The following is a 26,413-nucleotide window of genomic DNA, read 5'->3' as shown; positions in this document are numbered from 1 at the left end:
AGATGTTCATTATCCTGCTCTTTTTAAGTGTCTATTTAAAAATTAGTATTTGTTTAAGTCTTCAATACTCTCTTGAAACCATTTGCCAGCATATTTAGAGTTGAAATCATCGGTCTTTTTAAGGGCTTCTTTGATTTGACTGGAATTCAAATGATCCATCAGGTATAGCTTTAGTGCCTTGTTAATTAAGTCATTAAAATCAGTATCGTTAACTTCCAAATACTTTTCTGTTAGCTTTGCTACTTTTTCAGTTAATTCGATTTTCTTTCTGCTCATTTTTAAACCCCTTAAAATATACATTCATTATACCATTTTATTCATAACTAATAAGAAAAAATAATTAAGGGTATAAAAAATAGCTAGCAATAAAAAAATAGAGTATTATTTTATTTTAAATACAATATTCAATGTTAGGGTCTGAATTAATGCAAGAATTTACTATCAATTTGCTAGCTCGTTTGCAGAACTTTTCTTTTTTTCGTGCGACAAGGCGCACCATGGCAGTATTAATGCCAGTTGCTGTCGTCGGCTCATATTTTAAGTTGTTTAATGATCTGATTTTTACGCCCAATGGACTGATTTATAATATTTTTAATTTAGATACAGTTTTATCTGATCATATTTGGTATGGTGGATCTTTTGTTTGCCGTGGAATGGTAGAAATTACTTTTGGCGTATTTGGCGTCTATGCCAGTTATTTTATGGCCCGTTATACTGCACGGCTTTACCATAAAGATTCAACTATGGCAGGTTTAACTGCTGTTCTAATTATGCTTTTTTGTTCGTATGCATCTAGTAGTGGTCGTAATGCGCGCATGCCTTTTACTGCCAGCTTGTTACAAATTAATGCGGTTTTTATTGCTTTGAATGTTGGCTACTGTGTAGGTCAAATTTTTCATTGGTTAGGGAAAGATTTTTCTTATGTAAAAGATGAAGGCACAAAAGTAATTCAAAAAAGGGCAGGGGATGCTGTTTTACCTAGTGGTATTTCATTAATGCTGGGCATCCTTTTGGGTATTTTGATATATGAACTACAACTTAAGTTGCTTAACTCTGCCAGTTTTAATGAAATTGTCAGCCGGGTTCAGACTACTAATAATTTCGGTGAAGTATTAATACTCTCTGCCGTAATTACTTTTTTAGATTGGCTTGGAATTGGTTATCCGCTGCGGTCTTTATCGGGGGCGGTTAACAATGCTTTTACCGCTGAAAATTTAACTTATACATTAAAACACGGTAATTCCTGGAATGTGCCATACAAATACTTGGGCAGTTCACTCATTAACAGTTATGGCATAATGGGTGGTGCTAGCCTTGTTTTAGCTGTGATTGTATTGCTTTTAATAAGACGAGACAATAGGGAAAATGAAATAAATGCTAGACTTAATTTATTGCCGGCTGCTTTTGGTTCTACCTTAGGGTTTACAGTTGGTTTACCTTTAATCCTAAATCCAGTATTTGTTTTACCGAGTGTCTTAATTCCGCTCATTAACATGACATTAGCAGTATTTGCTGTCAACCTACATATTATTCCTGTGAGTGTTTATCAAATATTAAAAGGAACCCCGGGAATTTTAGTCTCATTTTTCGGTACAAATGGTAACTGGCCAACGCTGATTTTTACGCTACTGCTGTTTCTGTTAGATATAGCTTTGCTTTTACCAGTAATTAAAATCAATGAAAAAATCGGAATAAAAATTGCTTACCAGAAGAAGGAATGATCAGATGCGTAAAAATCCTAATTATAAATGGTTAGTTTTAGTCATAATTATTTTAATTATGCTGGCTGTTCCCAGTTTCTTTTGGATGAAAAAGGATAATAAATCAAGAGCTGAACTTAGTAAATCGCTTCTTTCGCCTGTAATAATGGTACCTGGATCTAGTGCTACAACAGAGCGCTTTAACGATTTAATCGATGAACTGAATAAAACTACTCTCAACAGACACAGCGTAATAAAAATCAAAGTTTCACGTGAAGCAAAATTAACTTACAGTGGTTCTATTGGTAAGAATGACCTCGAGCCCTTTATTATTATTGGCTTTGATAACAATAAAGACGGTTACACTAATATCAAAAAGCAAGCAAAATGGTTAAATGTTGCGTTTGAATCACTAATTCAAAATTATAAGTTTAATAATTTTAAAGCCTTTGGTCATTCTAACGGTGGTTTAATTTGGACCTACTGGCTGGAGCATTATTATTCTGAATATTCTGATAATATTAAGATAAAGAAATTAATGACTTTAGGCACTCCTTATAATTTTACGGAAAGTAATATTAATAACCGGACGCAAATGCTGGCTGATTTTATTAAAAATCGTGCAAAACTACCACCATTTTTAAAAGTTTATTCTCTTTCTGGTGGCAAAAATTATGAATCAGACGGGATAGTACCTGAAACAAGTGTCGCAGCTGGCAAATTTATTTTTCAAAATCAGGTCAAAAACTATACTGCAATAACAGTCACGGGTGAAAAAGCTGATCATTCAGACTTGCCGCAAAATAAGCAGGTAATTCAAGCAATTAGGCAATACTTGTTGAAGAAACCCAATAAGCCATTAAAGCCAATTAAAGGAAAGGATAATCATTAATGAAGTACCAAAAACAACCTAATAAAATTGAAGTTATTGGTGGTAGAGTTAATAATCTCAAAAACATTGATGTTGATATTCCACTACATAAATTCGTAGCCATCTCTGGCTTAAGCGGTTCTGGAAAATCCAGCTTAGCAATGGGTATTCTGTATTCAGAAGGTGCTAGACGTTATCTTGATTCTCTAGCAGCCTATACTAGGCGGCGCATTAGTCAAGTTGGTCGTGCACAAGTTGATGAGGTCAAACATATTCCTTCAGCTTTGGCATTAAGACAGCGACCTGCTGTTCCGGGAGTGCGCTCGACTGTTGGCACAGTAACGGAAATTTTTAATATCATACGATTAATTTTTTCCCGGTTAGGTTCACCTGTATGTCCCAATGGTCATAGGGTTCCACCAACTATTAAAATTGCGGAAGCAATGGATTTAACTGGGGAAGCAATGGGACGATTGACGTGTCCTACATGTGGAGTACAATTTTATGCTTTCAGTGCTGAAGACTTTGCGTTTAATTCAGATGGTGCGTGTCAAAAATGCCAAGGTCTAGGAACTGTCGAGCAGATTGATGATAGTAAGATTATTGCTGATGAAAATTTATCTCTTGAAAAAGGTGCGGTAGCCACTTGGCAAATTCCTGGTCGAAATTGGATGTGGCGCATTGCCCGTGAATTAGGTGTACGTACTGATATCCCATATAAAAAGTTGAATGCTAAAGAGAAAGACATTGTCCTTCATGGTAAAGAGCGAAAAGTCCCTATTGACTTGCCAACTTCAACTGGTCGAGTTTATCATCTTGATGCGCTATATGAGAATGCCTATAATGCGGTGGCTAACTCCCGTAAAACTACAAAGTCGGAGCGAGGATTGCAAAGAATTAATTCTTTTTATAAATTTAGTACCTGTTCTCGTTGCCATGGCTATCGGATTGATCCTAGTCGCTGGCAGCAGCTAGTTGCTGGCAAAAATATTGTTGAAGCTGAGAAACTGACTTTAGGTGAATTAACTCAATATATGGATGAGATTTTAGCAAGTTTGCCACAAGACATGCAAGACTTAGCAGAAAATTTAACGAGTGAGTTGTTGCATCAAGTCAAACCTCTATTAAAACTAGGACTAGATTATTTGAGCATAGACAGACAGGCAAGTAGTCTGTCTACAGGTGAACTTCAACGTATCCAGCTTGGCAGAACGCTGCGCACCGAAACTACGGGGGTACTCTATGTATTAGATGAACCATCAGTGGGCTTGCATCCTGACAATGTAGCTGGGTTGATTGATGTATTCCATGAATTGGTCAATCAAGGCAATTCTTTAGTTGTTGTTGATCATGAAACTGCCATTATTAACGCAGCTGATTGGGTAATTGAAATTGGTCCAGGTTCAGGCAGCCAAGGTGGCAGAATTATTTCCCAGGGAATACCCAAAGAGATAGAACATAATGAAAAGTCCTTAATTGGACCATATTTAACAGGTAAAGCACCATTATTTGTCAGACCCAGGGCCAATAAAGACCAGATTTTTAAACACGGCAAAGTAGAGTTTGATGTTACTGAGCGCTTTAACTTAAAAAACTTACATGTGCAAATACCTGTCAATCGCTTAACTTCTGTTACCGGTTTTTCAGGTGCTGGTAAAACTACTCTCATTCTAGATTCTTTGATTCCGGCATTGAAGGCACAAAAAAATAACAGTGAAAGACCTAAGTGGGTAAAAAACTTAGATAATGACTATATTAAAAACGTGGTTAGCGTTGACTCTACACCGGTTGGTAAAAATCAGCGCTCAACTGTTGCAACTTATACAGATATTATGGACAATTTGCGTAAACTTTTTGCCAAACAGCCTTTAGCTAAAAAGTTGAAATATCGTGCGTCACATTTTTCATATAATAATAAAGAAGGTGCATGCCCAGCATGCGGTGGCACTGGTGTGATTGCACTTGATATCCAATATTTGCCGGACATGGTTGAAACATGCTCTGTCTGTGGAGGTCATCGTTTCAATCAAAATGTCTTACAGGTAAAATGGCACAATTTAAGTATTGCTGACGTTTTGGATTACTCGGTAGATGATGCCTTAAAAGAAGAAATTTTTCAAAAAGAGCCAAAAATTAATAAAACAATTACAACATTACATGACATGGGGTTAGGTTATCTTCATCTAGGGGAGTCTACTCCAGCATTATCAGGAGGAGAAGCACAGCGGTTAAAGTTAACTAGTCACATTCATCAAAGGCAAAAAGGCACTTTATTTGTTTTTGATGAACCGACAGTGGGACTACATCCACAAGATGTGAGAACACTCTTACAAGTGTTTCAAAGATTACTCGAGCAAGAAGGAACTATTATTACTATTACGCATGACTTGGATATTATGGCTAACAGTGATTATATGATTGATATGGGACCTAGAGGAGGACAACAAGGAGGAAAAATCATTGCAAGCGGAACCCCTGTGGATATTTCTCAAAATTCTGGTAGTTTAACTGGTAAATATTTGGCAAAACAATTTAAATTATATCAAAAATAGAAAATAAAAGCCTTAAAAGTAGCGATTAATGTCACTTTTAGGGCTTTTTGACTTCTTGTGGAAAAATATCAAAATCTGTGGAAAAAGTTAGACAAAACTATTGCTTTCTGTGGATAACCTGCTATAATATTATATGTAAGCAATTAGCAGTCGAATGCATCGAGTGCTAATTACAAATTTATAACCTATCAAAGGGGTGTTTACATATGGCATATTTTGATAATGATTTTGACGATTTATTTAACGAATTAAACAATTCTTTCTTTAATAATACTAATGATAATGGTGGTGCTATTCCTATTCATTACTCAAGCAGCATGAATATTTCACCGCAAGACTTAAATCAAAACGGACAAATGGGGCAAAAGCAAGGACAAAAGCCAATTGGCGTTGATCTGGTTGAGCAGGCTAAGAAGAATAAATACGATCCTGTAATTGGGCGTGATGAACAAATTCAGGAAGTTATAGAGATTCTAAGTCGGCGCAAAAAGAACAATCCAGTTTTAGTTGGACCAGCAGGTGTAGGTAAAACTGCCATTGTAGAAGGATTAGCACAAAAAATTGCTGCAGGCGATGTGCCAGATAAAATGAAGGATAAACATATTATTGCAATCAACATTAATGATATGGTTGCCGGGTCAAGCTTGCGTGGTAGCTTTGAAGAGCGCCTGAAAAAAGTGATTGACGAAGCTAAGAAAAATCCTAATATTATCTTATTTATTGATGAATTACATAATATTGTCGGAGCAGGGTCAACTGACTCTGAAAATAACAACGGTGATGCCGCTAATATTTTGAAGCCGGCTTTAGCTAGTGGTGACTTGAACTTAATAGGTGCAACGACTACAAGTGAATACCGCAGAATTGAGAATGATGCGGCACTGGCACGTAGATTTCAACCAGTGCAAGTTCCAGAACCATCTGCGGCAGTGACTGTCAAAATTTTGGAGGGTCTCAAAGATAAGTACGAAGCTTTCCATCATGTAAAATACAATGACAGTGCTTTAAAGCTGGCTGTTGAATTATCACAGCGCTACATTCAGGGACGTTATTTACCTGACAAAGCTATTGATTTAATGGATGAAGCTGGTGCTAAAAAAGGCCTTGACACGCTTCCTAGTGATGAGGCAACTTTAAAGAAAAAGATTAAGAAACTGGAAGATGAGAAAGAAGCAGCTGCGAAAAAAGAAGATTACAGTAAAGCAAGCGAGTTGAAAAAGCAGATTGAAGATTTACGTAATCAAGCTGATCACGTAGATGCTGCTGCTACTCCTCATGTTACTGATAAAGATATCTATGCTTTAATTGAAGCTAAGACCAAAATTCCAATGAGTGAACTGCACGCAAGTGCAGGACAAAAGAATCTTGACTTGGCTGAAAAATTAAAGAAAGTAGTTATTGATCAGGATAATGCGGTTGACGTCATTACTGACGCAATTGCCCGTAAACAAGTTTTTAAAGACAATGATCGTCCTACAGGTACGTTCTTATTAACCGGACCTACTGGTGTAGGTAAGACAGAATTAGCTAAACAATTGGCCATTCAATTGTTTGGTGGTGAAAATCATCTTATTAGACTTGATATGTCAGAATATCAAGATCAGATGGCAGTGAACAAACTAATTGGTTCTGCTCCAGGTTACGTTGGCTATGGTGAGGGCGGCCAATTGACTGAAAAAGTTCGTCACCAACCATACAGTTTAATTTTGTTCGATGAAATTGAAAAAGCAAATCCGCAAGTATTTAATGCCTTGCTTCAGATCATGGATGATGGTCGTTTAACTGATGCTCAAGGCAGGACTGTTTCCTTCAAGGATACAATTTTAATCATGACTTCTAATGCGGGTTATTCTGACCAATTGCTAAAAGACGGTAAAGTAGATCATGATAAATTAATCAAAGCTTTGGAAACCTACTTCAGACCGGAATTTTTAAATAGACTTGATGCGATCGTGCCGTTTAACTCCTTAACTAAAGGTGATATGAATAAAATTATTGACATTTACTTAAGTAAAATGGCACATGTTTTAGCTAAAAAGAATGTGAAAGTTGAAGTATCTGATGAGGCTAAAGCTTATCTGGCTGAAAAAGGTTATGATAAGAAATTTGGTGCAAGACCTTTACGTAGAGTAGTTGAGCAAGACTTGGAAACACCGATTGCTAAATTATTGATGAAAGAGCCTGACACCAAAGAAGTCAAATTTACGGCAGATGACAAGCATGTTTACTTAAATGATGCTGCAATTTTAGACATTAAACCAAAAGAAAAAACTGAAAATAACGATAAAACCAAACAAGACTAATTTCAAAAAGGGATCATATCACAGATGATTCCTTTTTTTTGCTTGTAATTGTTTCATGTGAAACCTTATATATCATAATAAATTTGCATTTCTGTTTTATTAGTGGAAATTTATATTATTTTATTAAGATTATTGCAATTTTACTATTGACATCAACAAAAATATGGTTTAAATTAGGTAGCAATTAAATTATTATTAAAAAGCTAAAAATTGTTTTTTAGCTTTTGTAGTTTTGTTATAGGGGACAATCAAATGAAACAAAGAGTAGAAGACCTAGATTGGAAAAATCTGGGATTTAAGTATCGTGATCTGCCTTATCGATATGAGGCGAAATATAAAGATGGAGAATGGCAGGAAGGGAAACTGACCGAAGATTCATCAATGACCTTTTCCGAAGGTGCAGAAGTACTGCATTATGGTCAGGAAGTTTTTGAAGGACTGAAGGCTTACCGTAGAAAAGATGGTAAGATCAATCTCTTTAGACCTGATCAAAACGCTCACCGCTTTACTCTTTCAGCAAAGCGGTTAGCCATGCCACCATTTCCTGAAGATAGATTTGTTGATGCCGTAAAGCAGGTTGTTAAAGCTAACGAGGAATTTGTACCACCATATGATAGTGGCGCAACTCTTTATTTAAGACCACTTATGGTGGGAACAACTAAAGTTTTAGGCGTTGAAGCAGCCAGCGAATATACATTCCGCATTTTTGCGGTTCCAGTTGGCGCATACATTAAAGGATTGAACCCTGCAGATTACGTTGTTAGTGAATACGACCGTGCCGCATATGCTGGTACCGGTCAAGCAAAGACAGCCGGTAACTATGCCAGCAGTTTGCTTCCGACAGTTGAAGCACATAAAAACGGTTTTGCCGATAGTCTTTACTTGGATCCACGCGAACATAAATATATTGACGAATTTGGTGGTGCTAACTTCTACGGCATTACCCAAGAAGGACAGTTTGTCACGCCAAAATCACAATCGATTTTGGTTTCTATTACTAAGCGTTCACTTTTGGAAGTCGCTAAGTGGCAAGGTCTAAACCCAGTTGAACGCCAGATTACCTTGGAAGAAGCGTTCAACATGAAAGAAGCTGGTGCGATGGGTACAGCTGCTGTAATTTCTCCTGTAGGTTCCATTACCTACGAGGGTAAAAAGCATGTCATCTATAGTGAAACAGAAACTGGTCCAGTTACTAAGAAACTTTATAACGAACTGGTTGATATTCAGTATGGTAACAAGAAAGGCCCAGAAGGCTGGGTCCAAACATTGGATTAAGTTATAAATTGGGAACATAAAAGGCGAGTCTTAGGACTCGTTTTTTTTGTTCAAAATAAATTGCCACTATTCTTTATCAGTAAAGTGCTGTTTTACGATAAGTTATTCTGCAAGCTGATGCAGACTTTGTTTCAGCAGTTTACGAAAGCTTTTATCAGCTGATAACGATTTATCCGCAAACCAACCTGTTCCCACATTGACAATATCTCCTATTGCCAAATCTCTAATGCACCTGCTTGCCAATAACCGCTTTTGAGGATCTGTAAATTTCGTTCCTATTATCTGATTAAAAATGGTTTTTAACTCAGCAAAAGCGCTATTAACTTCTGGGTACTTATTAGTGCGTGGCATTTTTAAAACAAATTGAGTTAAGGGAAAATGTTTCAGTGCTGTTTCGCGAAATGCCATTGCAAAATCAATAATCGCTGTCAGGCCAGCTTTGCCAAACAAATCTTGGCGTAATTGATTTGCTAGCAATTCAACCGTCCAAGCAACTATAGCGTAGTTTAGTGCTATTTGATTGGGAAAATAATTGTATAGAGCTTGCGATTGAGTGCCAAGCTTTCTGGCAATAGCCGCAAAATTATTTTCTTTGCTATCTTCAATTAACTCAATGCTTTTTTTAATAATTATTTCCTTAGACAAAATTTGACGTGGCATTTTAAGCTCCTTACTTATTTGACTTTTACAATATGTAAATTATAATTACATATTGTAACTATACCATATAATATTATAAAAATTAAGAAGGTCAAATATCATGAAAATTTTTTTGTTGGGACTAATAGGGTTGATAATAGGAACCTTCGTTATTCTTTTTGGCGGTGGTGGAGCAGCCATTTACCTGGCAATTTTGACCGGTTTATTTGGCCTGAATGCGGCAACAGCATCTTCAACTTCCTTAGTGACAGCTTTGCCTTCATTAATTATTGGTGCAATTAGCTATTATCATCAAAAACAAATAAATACTAAAATAGGCAATCAAATGTTAATGACGGCAATTCCTGCTGTGATAATAGGCGCATTACTCTCAAAATATATTCCTGCCCAAATTTATAAATGGCTGATAGGAATCGTTTTGGTAGTTCTTGGCATTAATATGCTACTCAAGAAGAAAACGCAAACCGCCGCAACTGTTAAAAAAACGCAATATGCCAGGCTAGAAGCGGGGATGTATGGTATTTTAGGTGGCTTAATGGTTGGCGTTGCCGGCATGAGTGGTGGCGCTGTTATTATTGGCGGTTTATTTTTGCTGGGATTACAAGATTTTCAAGCTACTGCAACTTCAACTTATGTTCTGGTTTTTATGACTATCACGGGTGCGATTTTTCACATTGCTGATGGGCGAGTAGATTGGACTGCTGGTTTGCCCTTGATGATCGGTGCTATCATTGGCGCTGTTATTGCACCTAGACTTGCCCAAATTCTAGCTAAAACAAAAATCACACGCTACATGAAACCAACAATTGGTGTCTTGCTGGTATTATTAGGAGTTAAGTCATTGCTCTGAATAATTTTTTAGCAAGCGCTTTCCAAACCAAAAAAAGTATGTTAATATAATTTTGAAAATTAGTTAGGATCGTAACAGCTTAAAAACTGGCGAAACCGAAGAAGTATACAATAAGTGTATGCTTTTTCGGTTTTTTTATGCAAAAAGGGAGACTAAGATGGAAAAAAGGCAATACTCGCAATCTTTAATAACTGAATTACAAACGAAAACCTTTGAAAAAACTATTAACGGAATTAGAGAAATCGTGAAACCAGTGCCTGGTCAAAAAGGAGAAACGAGATTCAATATAGTAGATCCTCATGTTAAAAAGGTTATTCAAAAAAAGATGGATGAAGGCATAGGATCTAAACCTTTTTCACTTAATTTTGACCGTAATCGTCCAGAAAATGTTACTTATGATCTAACAACTAGTAAAGTAGTGGAAGAAGAGCAATTAGTTGAAATTAATAATGACCATTACATTGACACTTTTATTTTCAAAGCCAAAAATGCAAACCATGATAATCCAATTTTAGTTTATTTTCATGGCGGAGCTTATATGACTGGTAAAATTGAAGAATTTGGCAAGCAGATGAAGTATATTGCTGAGCAGGCGCAAACAACTGTTGTCTTTCCACATTATCGTTTAGCTCCAGAAAATCCTTATCCTGCAGCAATTAATGATGCATTAGGTATCATTAAATGGGCAACATGTAGCCATGAAAGACTTGGATCGCATAATGAAAAGCTGGTTCTAGCTGGTGACAGTGCCGGAAGTGGATTAATCAATTCTTGTATTGTTATAATGAAAGACACTTCAATTATTTCACGGGCTATAGAATTATATCCAGCTATAGACAATGATATGAAACCATACTACGATTGGGATAAATTTGATGTTTGTCCCGAAGATGAAAAGTTTGCCAAAAACCGGGTTTGCCGAATGTTAAATTCTTTAACTAGCTTTGAAAGTAATTATTTACATTATCAAATAGATCCCAGAGATGAAATAGTTGATCTTTTCAATATTAGGGATTGGAGTAAGATTCCACCGCTTACTTTTATTTTGAACCAATACGACTTGATTACGTTAGTAGCGGAAGAGTTTATCAAACAGGCTTTACAACACAATGTCGACATAAATGTTATCAAATATATGGGATGTGATCATGGTAGTTTAAACTTTTTTGGTACAGAACCACAGGCTGAAGATATGTGTATTGAAATAGCTAAAATAATAAAAAAGCGCTTGCATGATTAAAGGCAAGCTGATAATATAATAAGTATAAGTGAATAAAGGATCGTAACAGTTTAGAAACTGGCGAAACCAAAATACTGATGATGATATATTTGCAAAGTATATCATGAATCTTTATTTTGGTTTTTTGTTTTTAGGAGGAAAAAATATGGCAATTATAGGAGCAAGAATTGATAACAGGTTACTTCATGGTATTGTTGCAACTAGTTGGGCACCAGACTCTGGTGCTACAAGAGTGATGGTAATAGATGATGACGTGGCTAATGACCCACAAAAAAAGCAGGCAATGAGACTGGGAAGACCATCTAGTATGGCAGTGTCAATTATCACAAAGAAGACTGCTCTAGAAAATTTTAGTAATCACAAGTATGATCGTCAAAAGGTTTTTATCATTTCGCAAACACCTGAAGTTTTTCTCGATTTGTTAAAGCAGGGGGAAAAAATTAACAAGTTAGTTTTGGGTGGAACATTAACTTTTGATAATGCAATTAAAGTGACCAAGAGAGCATACATTAAGCCTGAACAGATTGATACTTATCAAGCAATTCTTGATAGAGGCTGCAAAATTGTCTCTCAATATGTTCCCCAGGATGACAGTGTTGATGTAGCAAAAGTTTTAAAAAGTAAGAAAGCAGGGGCATAATTATGGGTTTTACAATTTGGCAGATAATTTTAATTACTGTAATAGCTTATATTCAAAGGCTGGATCATCAGACTACTCAAATAACAGGATATAATTATATGTTTTGGTCTTGTGTTGTTGGCGCAATACTAGGAGATTTTCAAATGGGACTGGTTGTTGGTGCAACTATTCAGTTAATGTCATTGGGTGTAGCAGCTTTGGGAGGCAGTTCTACACCTGATTATGCAGTAGCTGCAATAATCTCAACAGCAGTTGCAATTGGTACAGGAAAAGGAATGGCTGCTGGGCTAGCACTGGGAGTCCCTGTAGGGATGATTTGTATTCAATTGGATGTTTTATTCAAAATTTTGAATTCGTTTATTACCAATAAAGCTCATGAACTTGCTGATAAAAGACAATACCGTAAAATGCGTCTCCTCATCCCAGTTATGACTACATTAATGCCTTTAGAATCAGCAGTACCTGTATTTATAGCAGTACTATTTGGTAAAACCGTTGTTACGAGTATTTTAAACTTCATGCCAGCCTGGTTTACGGTTGGACTGAATGTTGCCGGAGGTATGTTACCAGCAGTTGGTATGGCTATGCTTTTAACTTATATGCCACTTAAAAAATATGGCTACTGGCTTTTAGTTGGTTTTGCACTAACTGCATATCTGAAGATGCCAATTTTGGGGGTAGCATTAATTGGTGCTGCAGGTGCGATTCCAACTTTTATGAATTATGCAAAAACTAATAACAATAATAATTCAGTTACTAACGCAAATGGGTTGACACAGGAGGATATGGAAGATGAATAAAGAAATTGAAACCAAAAAGGAAGGTAGAATTTTAACCAAAAAAGATATTTGGAGAGCTATGAGAAGACATTATCTAGCGATTAGTACTTATAACTACGATAGCGGCTTTGCAGCGACTTTGGTTTGGGAACTGTTCCCAGCACTTAGTAAAATTTATCAAGATGATCCGGATGGTTTACAGGCTTCTATTGATAATCAATTTAAATTTTATAATTGCAATCCATGGATGTCTCCGATTATCACAGGAGCAACTTTAGCAATTGAAGAAAAAGGCAAAACCAAATCTTTGCAAGCAGTTCAGGATTTAAAGACTGCTTTAATGGGACCCTTTTCAGGTATCGGTGATACTTTAATTTGGGTACTGTTTCCAACTGTGTTGGGTGCCATTGCCGCTTCAATGGGTAAGCATGGTAACAGTGTTGGCATGTGGATATACTTAGCCGTTTATATTTTATTCTTTTTCTTACGTTCATTCTTATATAATGTTGGCTATGACTCTGGAACTGCTTTAATGACCAATATGAGTGATAAACTTTCTGCATTAACAGATGCTGTTTCAGTATTAGGAATTGCCGTAATCGGTGCAATTGTTCCTTCCACAATAAATTTTCAATTAGCATTGAAGTTTAGTCAGGCTGGTGTGACACTCACTGGACAACATGTTTTAGACCAATTAATGCCAGGATTATTACCAGTATTATTGACGGCTTTACTATATTGGATGCTGAAAAAAGGACGTAAAATGACCACATTAATTTTAATGGTAATTGTTATTGCCATGGTTGGTGCTGCATTAGGAATTTTAAAGGCTTAATATGAAACAAATAGTAATTATTTCACATAAAACTTTAGCAAAAGGTATGGCTGAAACGGTTAAATTTTTTGCGGGTGATATTAAAAATATCCATTATCTTTGTGCTTATGAAGATGGAAAAAATGAATTTCCAGTCCAGGAACTCACAAAATTAATAAGTAGTTTTAGTGAGCAAGATCAAGTATTTTTGTTAACCGATTTATTGGGTGGCAGCGTCAATCAAAATTGTTCACAATTGATCAAAAATGAAAATATTAATGTGATTACAGGTGTTAATTTGGCTTTAGTATTATCCATTACTCTTGATTCGAGTAAGCAGTTAAAAAAGCAAAAAATTCAAGAGCTAATAGCTCAAGCTAAAAATCAGATTGTATATATGAATGAATATAACAGTGAAAATGAATCAGATGATGAATAGGAAATAAAGTTATGGAAGTAGTAAAAGCCTTTAATAATAATGTTGTTCTGGTTAATGTCAAAAATCATCAACAAGCTATTCTTTTTGGTAAAGGTATTGGCTTCAAAAAACAACCTGGTGATCAAATTACTAAGGGCAAAGGTGTTCAGACTTTTATAAAAAATATCAAGGATCCAGGATGGCTTAATTCATTATCAAATTTACTGGAAAATGTACCACTTGAATATTTAGCAGTAGCAAAGAATATTGTTGATCATGCAGAGAAAAAACTGGGAACAAAGTTTAATCAATTTTTGATTATTAGTTTAGCCGATCATATCTATTTTGCTGTTAAAAGGAATAGTAATAACAATATTTCATCTTTGACTAGTGTCAAAAATGTTTATCCCCTTGAGTATGAGGAGGCTAAAGAAAGTGTTAAAAGAATCAATGCCACTTTTAATGTTAAATTAGCATCTGGTGAAACTAGTTTAATTGCAATTCACTTTGTTGAAAATGAAATTAGCCCTATCAATGAGGAACAGCAGACAAATAAAAATTACGTTACACTGCATTTGAGTAAAATATTGCAAATTATTATCAGGGATTTAGGCTATCCTGCTAAGCCTACAGCACTTGAGAGGCTTACGGTTCACCTAAGATTTTTGATTTCACAAATTCAAACCAATAATACATATTTAAATGATAAGTCTCAAGATAATAAACAGATTTTAGATTCTTTTTTAAAACAGTCTCCAGAATTAAAAGGAACTCTAAAAAAAATACAAGATTACTTTTTCCAGGAAATGGATTATAAATTAAATAGCAGTGAGCGTCTTTATTTAGTTATTCATTTAAAGCAAGTAGAAAATAGCTCACAAGATGAATAAATGGGATGGTATAAACTAATGAAAATTGCAAATATAATAGATAATTTAATTCAATATGAGAGGGGTGAAATAGATGTCAAAGAATTTGAAGGCTTAGAAACGACCGGAAAGCTAACTAAACTGGGACATGATAGTAATAGGGATAAAATTCTTTATGGTCAAACCCACCTAGATGACGAATGTACTGGCATTGTAACAACTTGTTGGCCTAGTGTAGCAGTAATTAAGAAAGCTCATCAAATCGGAGCTAATCTAATTATTTGTCATGAGGCAATGTTTTGGAATCATGGCGATCATACAGACTGGCTCAAAAAAAATCACAATGAAACTTTCGCAAAAAAGAAAGGGCTACTAGATCAATATAAAATCGTGGTGAGAAGAGATCATGACCATCTTCATTCAGGTATTCCGACTAGTGAAAGTCCTGATGGTTGGGCAGATGGTATTTTCTATGGCTATGCTCAAGAACTTGGTTGGACAAAGTTTATGAAAAACTTTAATGGCATTCCATTCTACTTTGATTTTCCTGTAGGCACCACAGCAAGAAGTATTTCACATCATTTGGTAACTAAGTTGAACTTAAATGGTTGCCGAATTGAAGGGTCACCTGACACTCCCGTAAGAAAAGCTATTATTCCATTTCACAATCTAGGTAATGCCAATGAAACTATTAACTTAATTAATAAAGAAAAAATTGATTGTATATTAACGATGGAAATGATTGATTTTACGTTGGCAGAGTACATTAGGGACAGTAACATGTTGGGATTAAATAAGACAATTGTTCAAATTGGACACTTCAACACAGAAGAGGCAGGGATGCGCTACATGGAGAAATGGTTGCCACAAGCTATTAAAAGTTCAGAAATACCAGTTAAATTTGTCCAATCTGGCGATATGTATCATTTTATTGCAGAAAATTGATTAATTCTCTATCAATTATAAATAGCAAATTAAAAAGCGTGATCCTGCTATAAAAACAGAATCACGTTTTTGGTGTATATTAAATTCTTAATTCTATAATTGCACAGACATTATCTCGTCGAAATCTGCGGCAGATTTATTTGGCAGTGTGTATTTAACATTCTTAACCTTGTCTTTTGAATTTGTGATTACCACAATGACAGTTGGATCTTTGCCACTGTCTTTAACTTGCTTAATATCCATGAATGCAATTTTTTGACCGGAAGCGACTTCATCACCTTTTTTAATAAAAAGCTTAAAAGGATTACCATTTAGTTCAACTGTATCAATTCCTAAATGTATTAAAACTTCTAGTCCATTATTTGTAGTGATACCGATACCATGCTTTGTTTCTGCCAACATAGTGACTTTACCTGAAACTGGAGCATAAATGCTGCCTTTAGAAGGCTTAACTGCAAAACCTTCACCCATACTTTTGTTGGCAAAAACCGAATCAGCTACATCTTCCAATGGAATTACAATTCCGGCAGCAGGAGTAGAAAAAGTCATGCTTTGTGGTGAGCTGGATTTTGTTTCACCTTTTTGAGCAACTTTTCCACCTAAAATAACTGCAACTAGAGCACTAGTTAAGAAAGCTGCTATTAAGCATATAATCATTAACAAAACATTGGAAAAGCCTTGACCCGCCTTGACATAAACAGGCAGAGAAGTGATGCCGGGCATTACAAATGCATAGCACTTAATACCAAGTAAAACGGTTAACATGCCCCCAACTCCGGAACCACACATTGCTGCCAGCATGGAACTTTTATGAACCACATTAACTGTATAAAGAGCAGGCTCAGAAATGCCTATAAAAGCAGAGAAACTGGTAGATAATCCTGCGGCACGCAATTCTTTATTTTTCATTCTTAAAGAAGTGCCAAAGGCTGCTCCAGATTCAGCCATATTGTGTACAAAAGAGACTGGTAATAAATAGTCATAACCTAGTGTAGCGATGTTCTGAATTTGAATTGGAGACGTTGATTGATGCATACCCGTTAAAACGATTAATGGCATGAAAAATCCTAATAAAAATCCTGCTAACAATCCAGCTTTATGGAATAACCATACTATACCGTCAGCTAGATATTGCCCACCGTATGCTCCTAGTGGTGCCAAAATCCACATTGCAATTGGGACGGCAGTAATTAAAGTTATGGCGGGAACAACCACCAGTTTTAATACGTCAGGTATAAAGCGATCAACAAAGTGATAAATAATGGCCATTAATCCCACGCCTAAAATAACTGGAAAAACAGAAGTGGCGTAGTTAAAGACTGGAATATTTAAGCCAAATAGCGTTAACCCCGAATGTCCACTTGCTACTTTGGCAACAAATGTAGGATAAAGCAATGCACCAGCCATACAGATGCCAAGAAATTCATTTAATTTAAATTTGCGTGCTGATGAAATTGCCAGTAAGAATGGTAAAAAGTAAAAAGGAACATCAGCGATTAAATTAAATAGGGCCATCGTGGTGTTTTTTTCGAGTCCTGGTGAAATTGCTAGAACTATTGCCAAAATTCCCTTTAGCATACCTCCTGCAACTAATGCCGGTAAAATTGGTTGGAAAACACCTGAAATGACATCTAGAATTACTTTTCCACTAATTTTAAACTTGTGTTTGCCTTGATCTTGACTATTATCATTTTGCTGGGGACCCATAATTTTTTCAATTTCTGCAAAAACTGAATCCACGTTTGGACCAATTACTATTTGATATTGATTGCTCTTGATAGTAGTTCCAAGGACACCTTGTAAGTTATCAATTTTTTCTAATTTTGCTTTACTAGCATCTTTGATTGTAAACCTAAGCCTGGTAACACAATGCCAATAGTTATTGATGTTATTTTTTCCGCCAAGATAATTAATTATACTCTTTGCTAACTCCTTCTTTTCCATAATAATTTTTCCTTTCTGGTACTAACGAGACTAATTTTTGATATGTTCTTCAATCTTGTTCTTATACCAGTAAAGTGAGTCCTTTTTGTATCTTTTTCCTGTACCTTTGCCACCATTATCTAAATCGACATAGATTATGCCATATCGTTTATCCATGGTTAACGGACCGCAAGAAACGATATCGATTATGCCCCACATAGTGTAAGCAATTAAATTTACACCATCTTTTACAGCTTCATCTAATTGATCTATATGGGCACTAAGATATGCGATGCGGTAATCATCGTGTACTTTGTGATCTGAAGTCAATTCGTCATGGGCACCAATACCATTTTCTGCAACAATAATTGGTAGGTGATAGCGATCATATATTTGGTTAAGAGTGAACCTTAAGCCAATAGGATCGATTTGCCAACCCCACTCGGATTCCTTTAAATAAGGGTTTTTCTTAGTCATAATCAGATTGCCTGCAGTTTGCTCCCAATTAGCGTCATTAGTTGAAACTTGTGAAAAATAGTATGAAAAGGAAACAAAGCCAACAGTTCCGTCTTTTAACAATTCTTTGTCACCAGGTTCGAAGTGAATATGAACGTTTATTTTATCAAAATAACGCTTCATGTATTCTGGATAGTAGCCCCTTGCTAAAACATCTAAGTAAAACCAATTTGAATACTGGTCATCTTGGATGGCTTGCAAATTGTCTTCCGGCTTTGAAGTAGCTGGGTAAGTAGTGAAACGGGCAATCATACCGCCAATTAGTTTTCCGGGCACAAGCTCGCGTCCTAGTTGCACTGCTCTTGCACTGCATAAAAACTGGTGATGTAGGCATTGGAAAATCTCTTGATCCATGTTCTTTTCTGTACCAGGTATTAAGCAAACTCCATCCCAAGGGGAAAACTTAGCAGCGTTTATTTCATTGAATGGCAACCAGTAATCTACTAAATCACCTAATCTTTTATATAAAACAGTTACATATTTTTCGAAAAATGAAATAATTTTTCTGTTTTTCCAGCCGCCATATTTTATGACCAAATTAACGGGGATGTCATAGTGAATCATTGTGGCGAAAACTTTTATGCCGTATTTTTTACACTCAGTAAACATATTACGGTAATATTTAATTCCTTCCTCATTAGGTTCTTGATCGTCACCATTAGGGAAAATTCTTGACCAACTAATAGAAGTACGAAAAATTTGCAATCCCATTTCCGCCAGCATTTTTATATCTTCTTTATAGTGATGATAGAAATCAATACCTCTTCTGAGGGGATAATATTTTGTTCCCTGATCTTTTAAAGCTTGATCAAATTCTTCTTTTGAAAAAGGATTATTTTGGTGCTTATCTTCAATTTGCTCAGGTGTCCAGCTAGGATCTAGATAGCGTAAATCTTGTGTAGAAATCCCTTTGCCTCCTTCTTGAAAGCCTCCATCTGCTTGAGAACACGCAATTGCTCCTCCAAGTAGGTAATTTTTACTATAGTTAATGTCTTCCATATTAGATGGCCTTTCTACATAGATAGCAATAATATTTGATTTGAATTTGATAATAAACGTAATAATTATTTAATAACCTTATCATATAGCTTATAAATATACAATGAGTTTTTAACTAAATGATAAAATACCTATGTAGACAACGATATGCTTGTTATAACTATTTGTAATAAAGGAACCTAATCAAATAGCATTTTAAGTTGGAAGCTTTTCAGAGGATAATAAAGAATTAGGGTTTTTCTTGGTAATAATACAAAAATTAAAAATTTCAAAAATACAAAAGAGAAAAGAGATCGGAATGAATATTATCAAAAATCATTTTTTTGAAGGTGAAAGAATTCTTTTTGGGCTAAAAAATTCACAACTGGCAGGAATTACTTTTGGTGAAGGTGAGTCGCCACTTAAGGAAGCCAGTAAAATTGATATCAAGGATTCTATCTTTAAATGGAAATATCCATTATGGTATGACAGGGACATTAATGTGGATAATACTGTATTTGAAACTATGGCTCGCAGTGGTATATGGTATACCAAAAATATTTCTATTAAAAATTCGGCTTTGCAGGCTCCAAAATTATTTAGGAGAGCAGAAAAAATAGTCTTAGACAATGTTCATTTTGCTAATGCTGCAGAAACGATGTGGACCTGCAAAGATATCAGAATTACCAATAGTCAAGTTAACGGTGACTATTTTGGTAAAGACAGTCAAAACATCTATCTTGACCACGTTAGTGTTATTGGTAATTATGCTTTTGACGGAGCTAAAAATATTGAAGTACATCACTCCACTTTTATTTCTAAAGATGCTTTTTGGAATTGTCAAAATGTTACTGTGTATGATTCGATAATAGATGGTGAATATTTGGCATGGAACGGACAAAATATCAAGTTTATCAATTGTAAAATTGAAAGCGACCAGGGGCTTAATTACATCGACCATCTGGAATTGAAAAATACCAGTTTAATTCATACTGATTTAGCATTTGAATATGTTTCTAATATTAATGCTGCAATTTCAAGCAAAATTGACAGTGTGAAAAATCCAATTTCTGGTAAAATTTCTGCTCCTGCAATTGGTAAATTAATTTTAGATCCTCAAAAAATCACTCCTAGTGAAACTGAAATTGATTGTGCTAAAATTGATGCGAAAGTTAATCATTCAGATGAAAATCAGAAACCGAAGGATTAGAAATAATGGATAAGTATGATTTTGTTAATGCGCCAGATAGAAGAAATACAGATTCAGTCAAATGGCATGTCAAAAAGGGCGATTTGCCAATGTCAATTGCTGATATGGATTTTAAAACAGCACCCGAAATAATTGCCGCAATGAAAAGGAAAGTTGATCGCGGTGTTTTTGGCTACGAGTGGCCTGCAGATGATTATTTTAAAACAGTGGCTGACTGGTATGAAAAAGAACATGGTCATCGGCCTCAGCAGGAATGGATGATTTTTACTACAGGGGTGGTACCAACTATTTCTGCAATTGTACGGCGAGTTTCCCACATTGGCGATAACGTTTTAGTTCAAGCTCCTGTATATAATGTTTTCTACAATTCAATTGAAAATAATGGCCGACATGTTTTATCCAATGACTTGCAATTTGATGGTGAAAATTATGCAATCAACTGGAATGATCTCGAACAGAAATTAGCCTTACCTTTGACAACACTAATGATTTTTTGTAATCCTCATAATCCCATTGGTAAGGTATGGACTCAAAAAGAAGTGCAAAGAATTGCAGATTTATGCTATCAGCATCATGTAGTTCTTTTATCTGATGAAATTCATGGCGACTTGGTGCGCAAGGGCCCAGACTATACCCCAGCTTTTTCAGTGAATAATCCTGCATGCGAAAACGTTGTTTCATTAGTTTCACCTAGTAAAACTTTTAACGTTGCTGCACTACACGCAGCAACAGCGATTGTGCCAAATAGTAATTTGCGCGCTATGGTTAATCGCGGTCTTAATAGCGATGAGGTAGCTGAACCAAATTTGCTGGCTATTCCTGGAACAATTGCTGCCTATGAACATGGTCACAACTGGCTAGAGGCATTGATTAAGCAGTTAAATGTTAATTTCACTTATGCTGAAGAGTTCATTAATAAGAACCTTCCACAAGTTAAGGTAGTTGCAGGCGCAGCAACATACTTAATTTGGCTTGATATAAGTCAAATTAGTAGCGATTCGCAAAAATTAGCGGAATTCTTAGAAAAAACAACCGGTCTGGTTTTATCACCTGGAAGCATTTATCGTGGAAATGGTCATAACTTTTTGCGTATGAATCTTGCTTGTCCTTTAACAATGGTTAAAAATGGCTTAGAACGGTTAAAGGTGGGACTGACAGATTATTTAGCTTGAGAGCTTTAAAAAGGCAATTATGGTAATTATCATAGTTGTCTTTTTATTGTCTAAAAATTTTAAGCGGATCAAAAATATTTATAGTATTTTTAATTCCTTACAGATGTTGAAAATATATGTTTCTAAAAATTATATTGTTTCATGTGGAACTGGGAAAGCAATGAACAAAATAGTTAAAGTAGGCGATTGTGTTGTATTTCCCGGGAAATATTGCCAAACTAGGAAATAACATTAAAAATTTGATTTAAATCTGTAGTTAAAAATTAAGGATTGCAGTTATCTTTGTAAAATGGAATATGTAAATGGCTTTTCTTCCAATTTTTATTAAATGATATATAAGCAAAAATAAAAAGCCGTTTAAACTAATTAAAGTTATCGCGACTTTTGGCTTTTTAAAAACTACTTTTAACTAAGATTAAGGGCAATTTGTGAGATTAAGGTGTCCATAAAGTACATACCAAAGAAAACAAAAATTGCGACGATTAAAATCTTCCAGCTTATTTTAGTCAATTCTTTCAAACGGTGGGTAACTGATATTCCAGCAAATGCTAGAACAGAGGTTGTTAGTGAAAGGAAGTCTACAGCATTAATAACACGAACACAGTAGGGACTAAGCAAACAAAAAATTAGAGAAACAATTGAAACCCAGCCTAGAATAGGGAAGCCCTGAATGATTTTCCAAGGTACTTTTTTCATCAGCATACTGATAACTATGCCTAGTAGTGAAAAAAGCCATAACATACCTAAACCAATGAATGTGTCAGTAGTAATTGGTGTGCTTTTGGGATTTCTAATTAATTTAACCCATTGAACAAATAATACTAAGCTAACACTAAGTAAAAGAATGACTGCATCTTTAAATAATTCATATAAATTGTTTTCTTTAGTCATGATCTGGATAAACTTCTTTCTTTTTGTCTAGTAGGCTGGTGATGTGTGTGTACATGAATCTTTGCAGAGGCACTGCTAGGAAGTACATGATATAAGTGCCAATAAAACTAGTTAGCAATTGACTGGCCGCGGCAAAGGACAAAATAGTGTCACTGTGTTTTGGTACCAAAGCTGCTAAAGACGATGAAGCTGCAGTCATCATTGAACTAGAACCAACACCGGCACTCATTGCAACAGCTTTATAGTTAAAGCCCATGCCTAGAAGAAGTGGAGCAAGGATTGAAAAGATAATTGAACCAAAAATGGTACCAATTAAATAAATTCCAAGTACGCCACGACCTTCAGGGGAATTTAGCGTGTATTTTTCACTAATATATGCTAGTTCACCTTCACGGCCTAAGCCTAAGGTTGAACCTATAGCTTCTTCTCTTAAGCCAAGTAGTAGTGCTACAGGTAACCCGAAGATAATCGTCCCTAAATTACCTAATTCGTGGACCAGAAAAACCCAACCAACAGAAATAATTTCATTGATTTTAGGAGCCACATTAGCACCATAGCGTGCCATTAAAGGCAACATGATAAGAATCATGTATTTACCGGCAAATTTCACCCGCTTATCATTGTAAAGTTTTTTAATAGGCTTTGCTGGGATTAAATAAACTAAAATAGCAATAATTACCGCAAACACTAGAGGTAAGATAGAGATTTCAATTTTGCCGATTTTAAATACTTGGGTACTAATCATTTCAGAAACTGTATCTATTAACAACACTAAAATGATTAGCGGACCATATGCTTTTAAATATTTCATTTTATTTTGCCATCTTTTCTAATTCAGTTAGATATTCTTCTTTTGTTTTCTTATAAGTTTTTACCTGATCTAAGTTATTTGAAATCTTAAGAATACTGTTAAAGACAAATTCAGGGAAAATTGCTAGTACAAATTCAGGATCAACTAAAGTAAAATCATCACCATGAATTGTTCCGTTCCAACCGCCATAACCGATTTGGATGGTTGGTATTAAGAAACTGACATCTCCAATATCACCTGCGGCCATTGTGTAACCCCGATTTTCGATTAAACCGGGAATTTTTTCATCTGCAGAGAAGACGTCTTTCACAATAGCACTCATACTCTTACTGGAAATCAAAGGCAGGTAGCCAACTTGCCTTTCAGATTCAACAGAGCCGCCAAGTGCTGAGGCACAGCCTTCTGCTGCCTGTTTAAACCGGCTCATTAGTTTTTGTGCGTTATCTATATCGAAAAATCTTAAATCTGTACCCATTTTAATATGATCAGGAATAACATTAATTGATTCATGATTTTCTCCAACAATTACTGGATTAAACCTTATACGATTGGGGTCCTTAATTTGCTGACGCTGTAAGGCTAAAGCAGTATTAAATAGTGTTGCTATACTTTGAGCATTAATACCTGCATCAGGGGCAAAAGCTGCATGACTGGCTTTGCCATAAAAATCAAAATATTCAAAATTGAAGCCTGCGAGATCACAATTAATTTCGATAGTGCGTTCATCAAAATCTTCGCCAATTGCATGAACTGAAACACAATAGTCAATATCGTCAAAGATGCCGAGTTTGATAGCTTCTTGCTTGCCACCGAAGTAATCTATTTTACCTGCCTCTTTTTGTTGTTTTCTCCAAGCAAGATCAACAAACTCTTCTGACGGAGTGAAGATAAAAGCTAGATTGGCCCCAAAATCCTCAAGTCGGTGATTAGTAATTACTTCATTCAAAATTGCAAGTGCAGTAGTGACTTGGGTGTAATGGCCACAAGCTTGAGCAGCACCAGTATTTGTATCTGCTAATTTATGATTGGGCTGATAGAGTGAATCTATTTCAGCGATAATTCCAATAGTTTTCTGGCTGCCATTAGTTAACGTTACTTTTAAACCTGTACTTAGATAATGTTCGACTTTTAATTCAGGGCTAATTTTGTTAATCTCATCTTCAATCTTTTTAGATGTTTTAAATTCTTTATAACCAAGCTCTGGATTATGAAGTAAAAATTCAGCAGTTTCAGATAGCCTAGCGTAGTATTTTTGAAAACTTGACATTGTATCCTCACTTTTTGTTTTATTATTATCATATGTGACAATAATAAGAATAAAATAAAATTAGTAACTATGCAAGAACAAAAATGTTATTTAAGTTATCAAAGTTCGTGTTTTATAATTTTTATATCAAAATATGTTGCTAAAGGGTAGGTATTAATATTTGAATGAAAAGTAACTACAAAATAATGTGACCCAAAATTCAGGACAAATCTGGAGGTATTTTTATGGCTAAATTAGCTAAGATAAAATTAAAATTTATCAGCTTTAGCATGATTAAATTGGTCTTGGTGAATTAAAGGTTGGACTAGCTAATATTAATTACCTGCCAGCCTTGATTGAAAGTCATGGTTTGCCTTCATTTTCAAAAATTTCGGCAACATGTAGTTGAATTTATTGAATACGCGATAAAATACTTTTTTATATTTTGAAAAGTAAATTATTGAAATTACTAAAAAAGCAGATAAATCACATTTTGATGATTTATCTGCACCCGAAATTATAGTTTAAATGTTGTTTTTAGAACAGAAATAGTTAAGAGCTTTATCTGTAAAAGTAAAAAATATAAAATATATTGCAATACAAATTAAAAATATCAGAAGATTTCTACCACTAGCCCAAAATGGCCAACAATTCGGTAAAAATTTTTCAACCAAAATGCTGCTTATCATTATGGAGCAAAAGTATGCAAAAAACTGATAAAGTTTAAAGTGTTTGGGCTTACTTCTTGATCTTTTTTGATTTGCTGTTAGTTTTTGTTTATTTATTTCCATAATTACACTCTATTTTTTAAACATAAAAATTGCAACTGGCTTAAAGCTAAAGCAGTCACTTCTGAGATTGCCATTTTTTTAATTTTAAATTAATCGCTCCTTTGCTTTTTAATTTTTGTACCGGTACCTTTTAAATTATATAAAAATTTTAATCATAGACAAGTGATTAATTTAATATAAATATTATTTATCTTATGATAATTATATCAATATTTTATATACGATTAAGATAATGTATATTATAAATATTGAAAAAGCTGCTATCAGATCAAGCTAATATACAAATTAAAATAAAAAATTGAATTGCTTTTATAATAAAAACAATTACTAAATTACATATTATCATTTGACTGAATCAATTTTTCAGTAGGTACTGGCAAAAGTTTTGTTTATAAATGCAGTTAGACTCAGTAATAGTCAGCTACTTGTTTGCTGAAAAGGTAAAAATTTAGCAGTTAAAGAATTACAGATTATACAGACTTTTATCACTGGTTTAATGCACGATAGTCAATTCTTGTTTCATGTGAAACATAATTATAATATTGACGCTTCCTCGATATTTTGATTAATACCGAGTTTGAGTAATGGAAGTTAAAATAGTCTAACTGATAAACGCTATTTCTAAAATGACCTTTAGTAGACAATTACCATCGAATCCTGCTAAACAGATTGAACATTGACCACGACTATGTGTAAATGATGCAATGACAAAGTCTCCAGCTGGATATCAACAGCATGTTTTGCCCATTTTTTCAACAATGCCCAATGTTTCATGCTTCGTAGTTCAATTTGCGGCAATTTTGATATATCACAGAGTAACCATGAATCAGATTCGCATACAGAGGAACAAACAACTTTTAAAATTGCATCATTTTCTGGTTGAAGTTTGGTCATAGGATATTTTTTTAATTCTATTTTGCCTGGTTTAATAAATGTTTCTGTTTTCATTTATACTGACT

The 26,413-nt window shown here is 34.9% G+C and carries 23 protein-coding genes; 15 read left to right on the top strand and 8 right to left on the bottom strand.

Translation table 11 applies throughout. The features are described from left to right. Positions 1-42 precede the first annotated feature (42 nt). A complete protein-coding gene (locus H3U49_RS06535) occupies positions 43-276 on the bottom strand; it encodes a hypothetical protein (protein ID WP_046332832.1) in 234 nt (77 codons plus the stop codon). A gap of 149 nt (positions 277-425) precedes the next feature. Between H3U49_RS06535 and H3U49_RS06530 the strand changes: the two genes are divergently transcribed. The 5 genes from H3U49_RS06530 to H3U49_RS06510 all read left to right on the top strand — a co-directional run bounded on the left by H3U49_RS06530 (position 426) and on the right by H3U49_RS06510 (position 8,701). Beyond that, complete coding sequence (locus tag H3U49_RS06530) at positions 426-1,721, top strand: PTS sugar transporter subunit IIC (RefSeq protein WP_198180655.1); 1,296 nt, start codon at positions 426-428, stop codon at positions 1,719-1,721. 4 nt (positions 1,722-1,725) lie between these two features. After that, positions 1,726-2,592, top strand: coding sequence for an alpha/beta hydrolase (locus H3U49_RS06525; RefSeq protein WP_198180654.1), 867 nt, complete (start codon positions 1,726-1,728; stop codon positions 2,590-2,592). Beyond that, a complete protein-coding gene (locus H3U49_RS06520) occupies positions 2,592-5,123 on the top strand; it encodes an excinuclease ABC subunit UvrA (protein ID WP_198180653.1) in 2,532 nt (843 codons plus the stop codon). The genes H3U49_RS06525 and H3U49_RS06520 overlap by 1 nt, the downstream gene beginning before the upstream one ends. A 206-nt stretch (positions 5,124-5,329) precedes the next feature. Then, positions 5,330-7,426, top strand: coding sequence for an ATP-dependent Clp protease ATP-binding subunit (locus H3U49_RS06515; protein WP_198180652.1), 2,097 nt, complete (start codon positions 5,330-5,332; stop codon positions 7,424-7,426). A 252-nt stretch (positions 7,427-7,678) separates the two neighbouring features. Next, a complete protein-coding gene (locus tag H3U49_RS06510) occupies positions 7,679-8,701 on the top strand; it encodes a branched-chain amino acid aminotransferase (protein ID WP_198180651.1) in 1,023 nt (340 codons plus the stop codon). A 102-nt stretch (positions 8,702-8,803) separates the two neighbouring features. Here H3U49_RS06510 and H3U49_RS06505 read toward each other — a convergent pair whose 3' ends face one another. Next, entirely contained in the window at positions 8,804-9,361 is a 558-nt protein-coding gene (locus tag H3U49_RS06505) for a TetR/AcrR family transcriptional regulator (protein WP_198180650.1), read from the bottom strand. A gap of 100 nt (positions 9,362-9,461) precedes the next feature. Here H3U49_RS06505 and H3U49_RS06500 point away from each other — a divergent pair, with 100 nt between their 5' ends. The 8 genes from H3U49_RS06500 to H3U49_RS06465 all read left to right on the top strand — a co-directional run bounded on the left by H3U49_RS06500 (position 9,462) and on the right by H3U49_RS06465 (position 15,916). Continuing rightward, positions 9,462-10,211, top strand: coding sequence for a sulfite exporter TauE/SafE family protein (locus tag H3U49_RS06500; protein ID WP_198180649.1), 750 nt, complete (start codon positions 9,462-9,464; stop codon positions 10,209-10,211). A 157-nt stretch (positions 10,212-10,368) separates the two neighbouring features. After that, complete coding sequence (locus H3U49_RS06495; protein WP_198180648.1) at positions 10,369-11,451, top strand: alpha/beta hydrolase; 1,083 nt, start codon at positions 10,369-10,371, stop codon at positions 11,449-11,451. Between the two features lie 145 nt (positions 11,452-11,596). Continuing rightward, a complete protein-coding gene (locus H3U49_RS06490; RefSeq protein ID WP_198180647.1) occupies positions 11,597-12,091 on the top strand; it encodes a PTS sugar transporter subunit IIB in 495 nt (164 codons plus the stop codon). A gap of 2 nt (positions 12,092-12,093) precedes the next feature. Next, entirely contained in the window at positions 12,094-12,891 is a 798-nt protein-coding gene (locus H3U49_RS06485) for a PTS sugar transporter subunit IIC (protein WP_198180646.1), read from the top strand. Next, the gene (locus H3U49_RS06480) at positions 12,884-13,705 is read left to right on the top strand and encodes a PTS system mannose/fructose/sorbose family transporter subunit IID (protein WP_198180645.1); all 822 of its coding nucleotides are present in this window, start codon (positions 12,884-12,886) and stop codon (positions 13,703-13,705) included. The genes H3U49_RS06485 and H3U49_RS06480 overlap by 8 nt, the downstream gene beginning before the upstream one ends. A 1-nt stretch (position 13,706) precedes the next feature. After that, positions 13,707-14,123 carry a PTS sugar transporter subunit IIA gene (locus tag H3U49_RS06475; RefSeq protein WP_198180644.1) on the top strand — a complete coding sequence of 139 codons (417 nt, stop codon included), beginning with the start codon at positions 13,707-13,709 and terminating at the stop codon, positions 14,121-14,123. 11 nt (positions 14,124-14,134) lie between these two features. After that, on the top strand, positions 14,135-14,992 hold the full coding sequence (locus H3U49_RS06470; protein ID WP_198180643.1) for a PRD domain-containing protein: 858 nt from the start codon (positions 14,135-14,137) through the stop codon (positions 14,990-14,992). An 18-nt stretch (positions 14,993-15,010) separates the two neighbouring features. Next, complete coding sequence (locus H3U49_RS06465; protein WP_198180642.1) at positions 15,011-15,916, top strand: Nif3-like dinuclear metal center hexameric protein; 906 nt, start codon at positions 15,011-15,013, stop codon at positions 15,914-15,916. Positions 15,917-16,009: 93 nt separating this feature from the next. Here the strand turns inward: H3U49_RS06465 and H3U49_RS06460 are convergent, their stop codons facing one another. Both H3U49_RS06460 and H3U49_RS06455 read right to left on the bottom strand, forming a co-directional pair. Continuing rightward, positions 16,010-17,860, bottom strand: a complete 1,851-nt coding sequence (locus tag H3U49_RS06460; protein ID WP_198180641.1) for a glucose PTS transporter subunit IIA — start codon at positions 17,858-17,860, stop codon at positions 16,010-16,012. 30 nt (positions 17,861-17,890) lie between these two features. Continuing rightward, positions 17,891-19,354 carry a glycoside hydrolase family 1 protein gene (locus H3U49_RS06455; protein ID WP_198180640.1) on the bottom strand — a complete coding sequence of 488 codons (1,464 nt, stop codon included), beginning with the start codon at positions 19,352-19,354 and terminating at the stop codon, positions 17,891-17,893. A 298-nt stretch (positions 19,355-19,652) separates the two neighbouring features. Between H3U49_RS06455 and H3U49_RS06450 the strand changes: the two genes are divergently transcribed. Together H3U49_RS06450 and H3U49_RS06445 are read left to right on the top strand one after the other, a co-directional pair. Further along, a complete protein-coding gene (locus H3U49_RS06450; RefSeq protein ID WP_198180639.1) occupies positions 19,653-20,543 on the top strand; it encodes a DUF3737 family protein in 891 nt (296 codons plus the stop codon). 5 nt (positions 20,544-20,548) lie between these two features. After that, a complete protein-coding gene (locus H3U49_RS06445) occupies positions 20,549-21,715 on the top strand; it encodes a MalY/PatB family protein (protein ID WP_198180638.1) in 1,167 nt (388 codons plus the stop codon). A 405-nt stretch (positions 21,716-22,120) separates the two neighbouring features. On the opposite strand, the gene H3U49_RS06440 is transcribed toward H3U49_RS06445, so the two are convergent. The 4 genes from H3U49_RS06440 to H3U49_RS06425 form a co-directional block, all read right to left on the bottom strand. Further along, positions 22,121-22,606 (bottom strand): hypothetical protein, encoded by a 486-nt coding sequence (locus tag H3U49_RS06440; protein WP_045928807.1) that lies wholly within the window; start codon positions 22,604-22,606, stop codon positions 22,121-22,123. Then, positions 22,599-23,417, bottom strand: coding sequence for a DUF3100 domain-containing protein (locus H3U49_RS06435; protein WP_034978475.1), 819 nt, complete (start codon positions 23,415-23,417; stop codon positions 22,599-22,601). The genes H3U49_RS06440 and H3U49_RS06435 overlap by 8 nt, the downstream gene beginning before the upstream one ends. Position 23,418: 1 nt before the next feature. Further along, positions 23,419-24,684, bottom strand: coding sequence for a M20/M25/M40 family metallo-hydrolase (locus tag H3U49_RS06430; protein ID WP_198180637.1), 1,266 nt, complete (start codon positions 24,682-24,684; stop codon positions 23,419-23,421). A gap of 1,430 nt (positions 24,685-26,114) precedes the next feature. Beyond that, positions 26,115-26,402, bottom strand: coding sequence for a hypothetical protein (locus tag H3U49_RS06425; RefSeq protein ID WP_198180636.1), 288 nt, complete (start codon positions 26,400-26,402; stop codon positions 26,115-26,117). Positions 26,403-26,413 lie beyond the last annotated feature (11 nt).

Source organism: Lactobacillus sp. W8174, from assembly GCF_016100975.1.
Lineage (GTDB): Bacteria > Bacillota > Bacilli > Lactobacillales > Lactobacillaceae > Lactobacillus > Lactobacillus juensis.
This window is presented reverse-complemented; position numbering and strand designations above follow the sequence as displayed.

Bases quoted from the DNA above. Each gene is read 5' to 3' on its own strand.
- H3U49_RS06525 (WP_198180654.1), top strand. From the start codon at position 1,726: ATGCGTAAAAATCCTAATTATAAATGGTTAGTTTTAGTCATAATTATT.
- H3U49_RS06450 (WP_198180639.1), top strand. From the start codon at position 19,653: ATGAATATTATCAAAAATCATTTTTTTGAAGGTGAAAGAATTCTTTTT.
- H3U49_RS06495 (WP_198180648.1), top strand. From the start codon at position 10,369: ATGGAAAAAAGGCAATACTCGCAATCTTTAATAACTGAATTACAAACG.
- H3U49_RS06435 (WP_034978475.1), bottom strand. From the start codon at position 23,417: ATGAAATATTTAAAAGCATATGGTCCGCTAATCATTTTAGTGTTGTTA.
- H3U49_RS06425 (WP_198180636.1), bottom strand. From the start codon at position 26,402: ATGAAAACAGAAACATTTATTAAACCAGGCAAAATAGAATTAAAAAAA.
- H3U49_RS06460 (WP_198180641.1), bottom strand. From the start codon at position 17,860: ATGGAAAAGAAGGAGTTAGCAAAGAGTATAATTAATTATCTTGGCGGA.
- H3U49_RS06465 (WP_198180642.1), top strand. From the start codon at position 15,011: ATGAAAATTGCAAATATAATAGATAATTTAATTCAATATGAGAGGGGT.
- H3U49_RS06470 (WP_198180643.1), top strand. From the start codon at position 14,135: ATGGAAGTAGTAAAAGCCTTTAATAATAATGTTGTTCTGGTTAATGTC.
- H3U49_RS06455 (WP_198180640.1), bottom strand. From the start codon at position 19,354: ATGGAAGACATTAACTATAGTAAAAATTACCTACTTGGAGGAGCAATT.
- H3U49_RS06505 (WP_198180650.1), bottom strand. From the start codon at position 9,361: ATGCCACGTCAAATTTTGTCTAAGGAAATAATTATTAAAAAAAGCATT.
- H3U49_RS06510 (WP_198180651.1), top strand. From the start codon at position 7,679: ATGAAACAAAGAGTAGAAGACCTAGATTGGAAAAATCTGGGATTTAAG.
- H3U49_RS06530 (WP_198180655.1), top strand. From the start codon at position 426: ATGCAAGAATTTACTATCAATTTGCTAGCTCGTTTGCAGAACTTTTCT.
- H3U49_RS06500 (WP_198180649.1), top strand. From the start codon at position 9,462: ATGAAAATTTTTTTGTTGGGACTAATAGGGTTGATAATAGGAACCTTC.
- H3U49_RS06440 (WP_045928807.1), bottom strand. From the start codon at position 22,606: ATGACTAAAGAAAACAATTTATATGAATTATTTAAAGATGCAGTCATT.
- H3U49_RS06475 (WP_198180644.1), top strand. From the start codon at position 13,707: ATGAAACAAATAGTAATTATTTCACATAAAACTTTAGCAAAAGGTATG.
- H3U49_RS06485 (WP_198180646.1), top strand. From the start codon at position 12,094: ATGGGTTTTACAATTTGGCAGATAATTTTAATTACTGTAATAGCTTAT.
- H3U49_RS06430 (WP_198180637.1), bottom strand. From the start codon at position 24,684: ATGTCAAGTTTTCAAAAATACTACGCTAGGCTATCTGAAACTGCTGAA.
- H3U49_RS06515 (WP_198180652.1), top strand. From the start codon at position 5,330: ATGGCATATTTTGATAATGATTTTGACGATTTATTTAACGAATTAAAC.
- H3U49_RS06520 (WP_198180653.1), top strand. From the start codon at position 2,592: ATGAAGTACCAAAAACAACCTAATAAAATTGAAGTTATTGGTGGTAGA.
- H3U49_RS06480 (WP_198180645.1), top strand. From the start codon at position 12,884: ATGAATAAAGAAATTGAAACCAAAAAGGAAGGTAGAATTTTAACCAAA.
- H3U49_RS06535 (WP_046332832.1), bottom strand. From the start codon at position 276: ATGAGCAGAAAGAAAATCGAATTAACTGAAAAAGTAGCAAAGCTAACA.
- H3U49_RS06490 (WP_198180647.1), top strand. From the start codon at position 11,597: ATGGCAATTATAGGAGCAAGAATTGATAACAGGTTACTTCATGGTATT.
- H3U49_RS06445 (WP_198180638.1), top strand. From the start codon at position 20,549: ATGGATAAGTATGATTTTGTTAATGCGCCAGATAGAAGAAATACAGAT.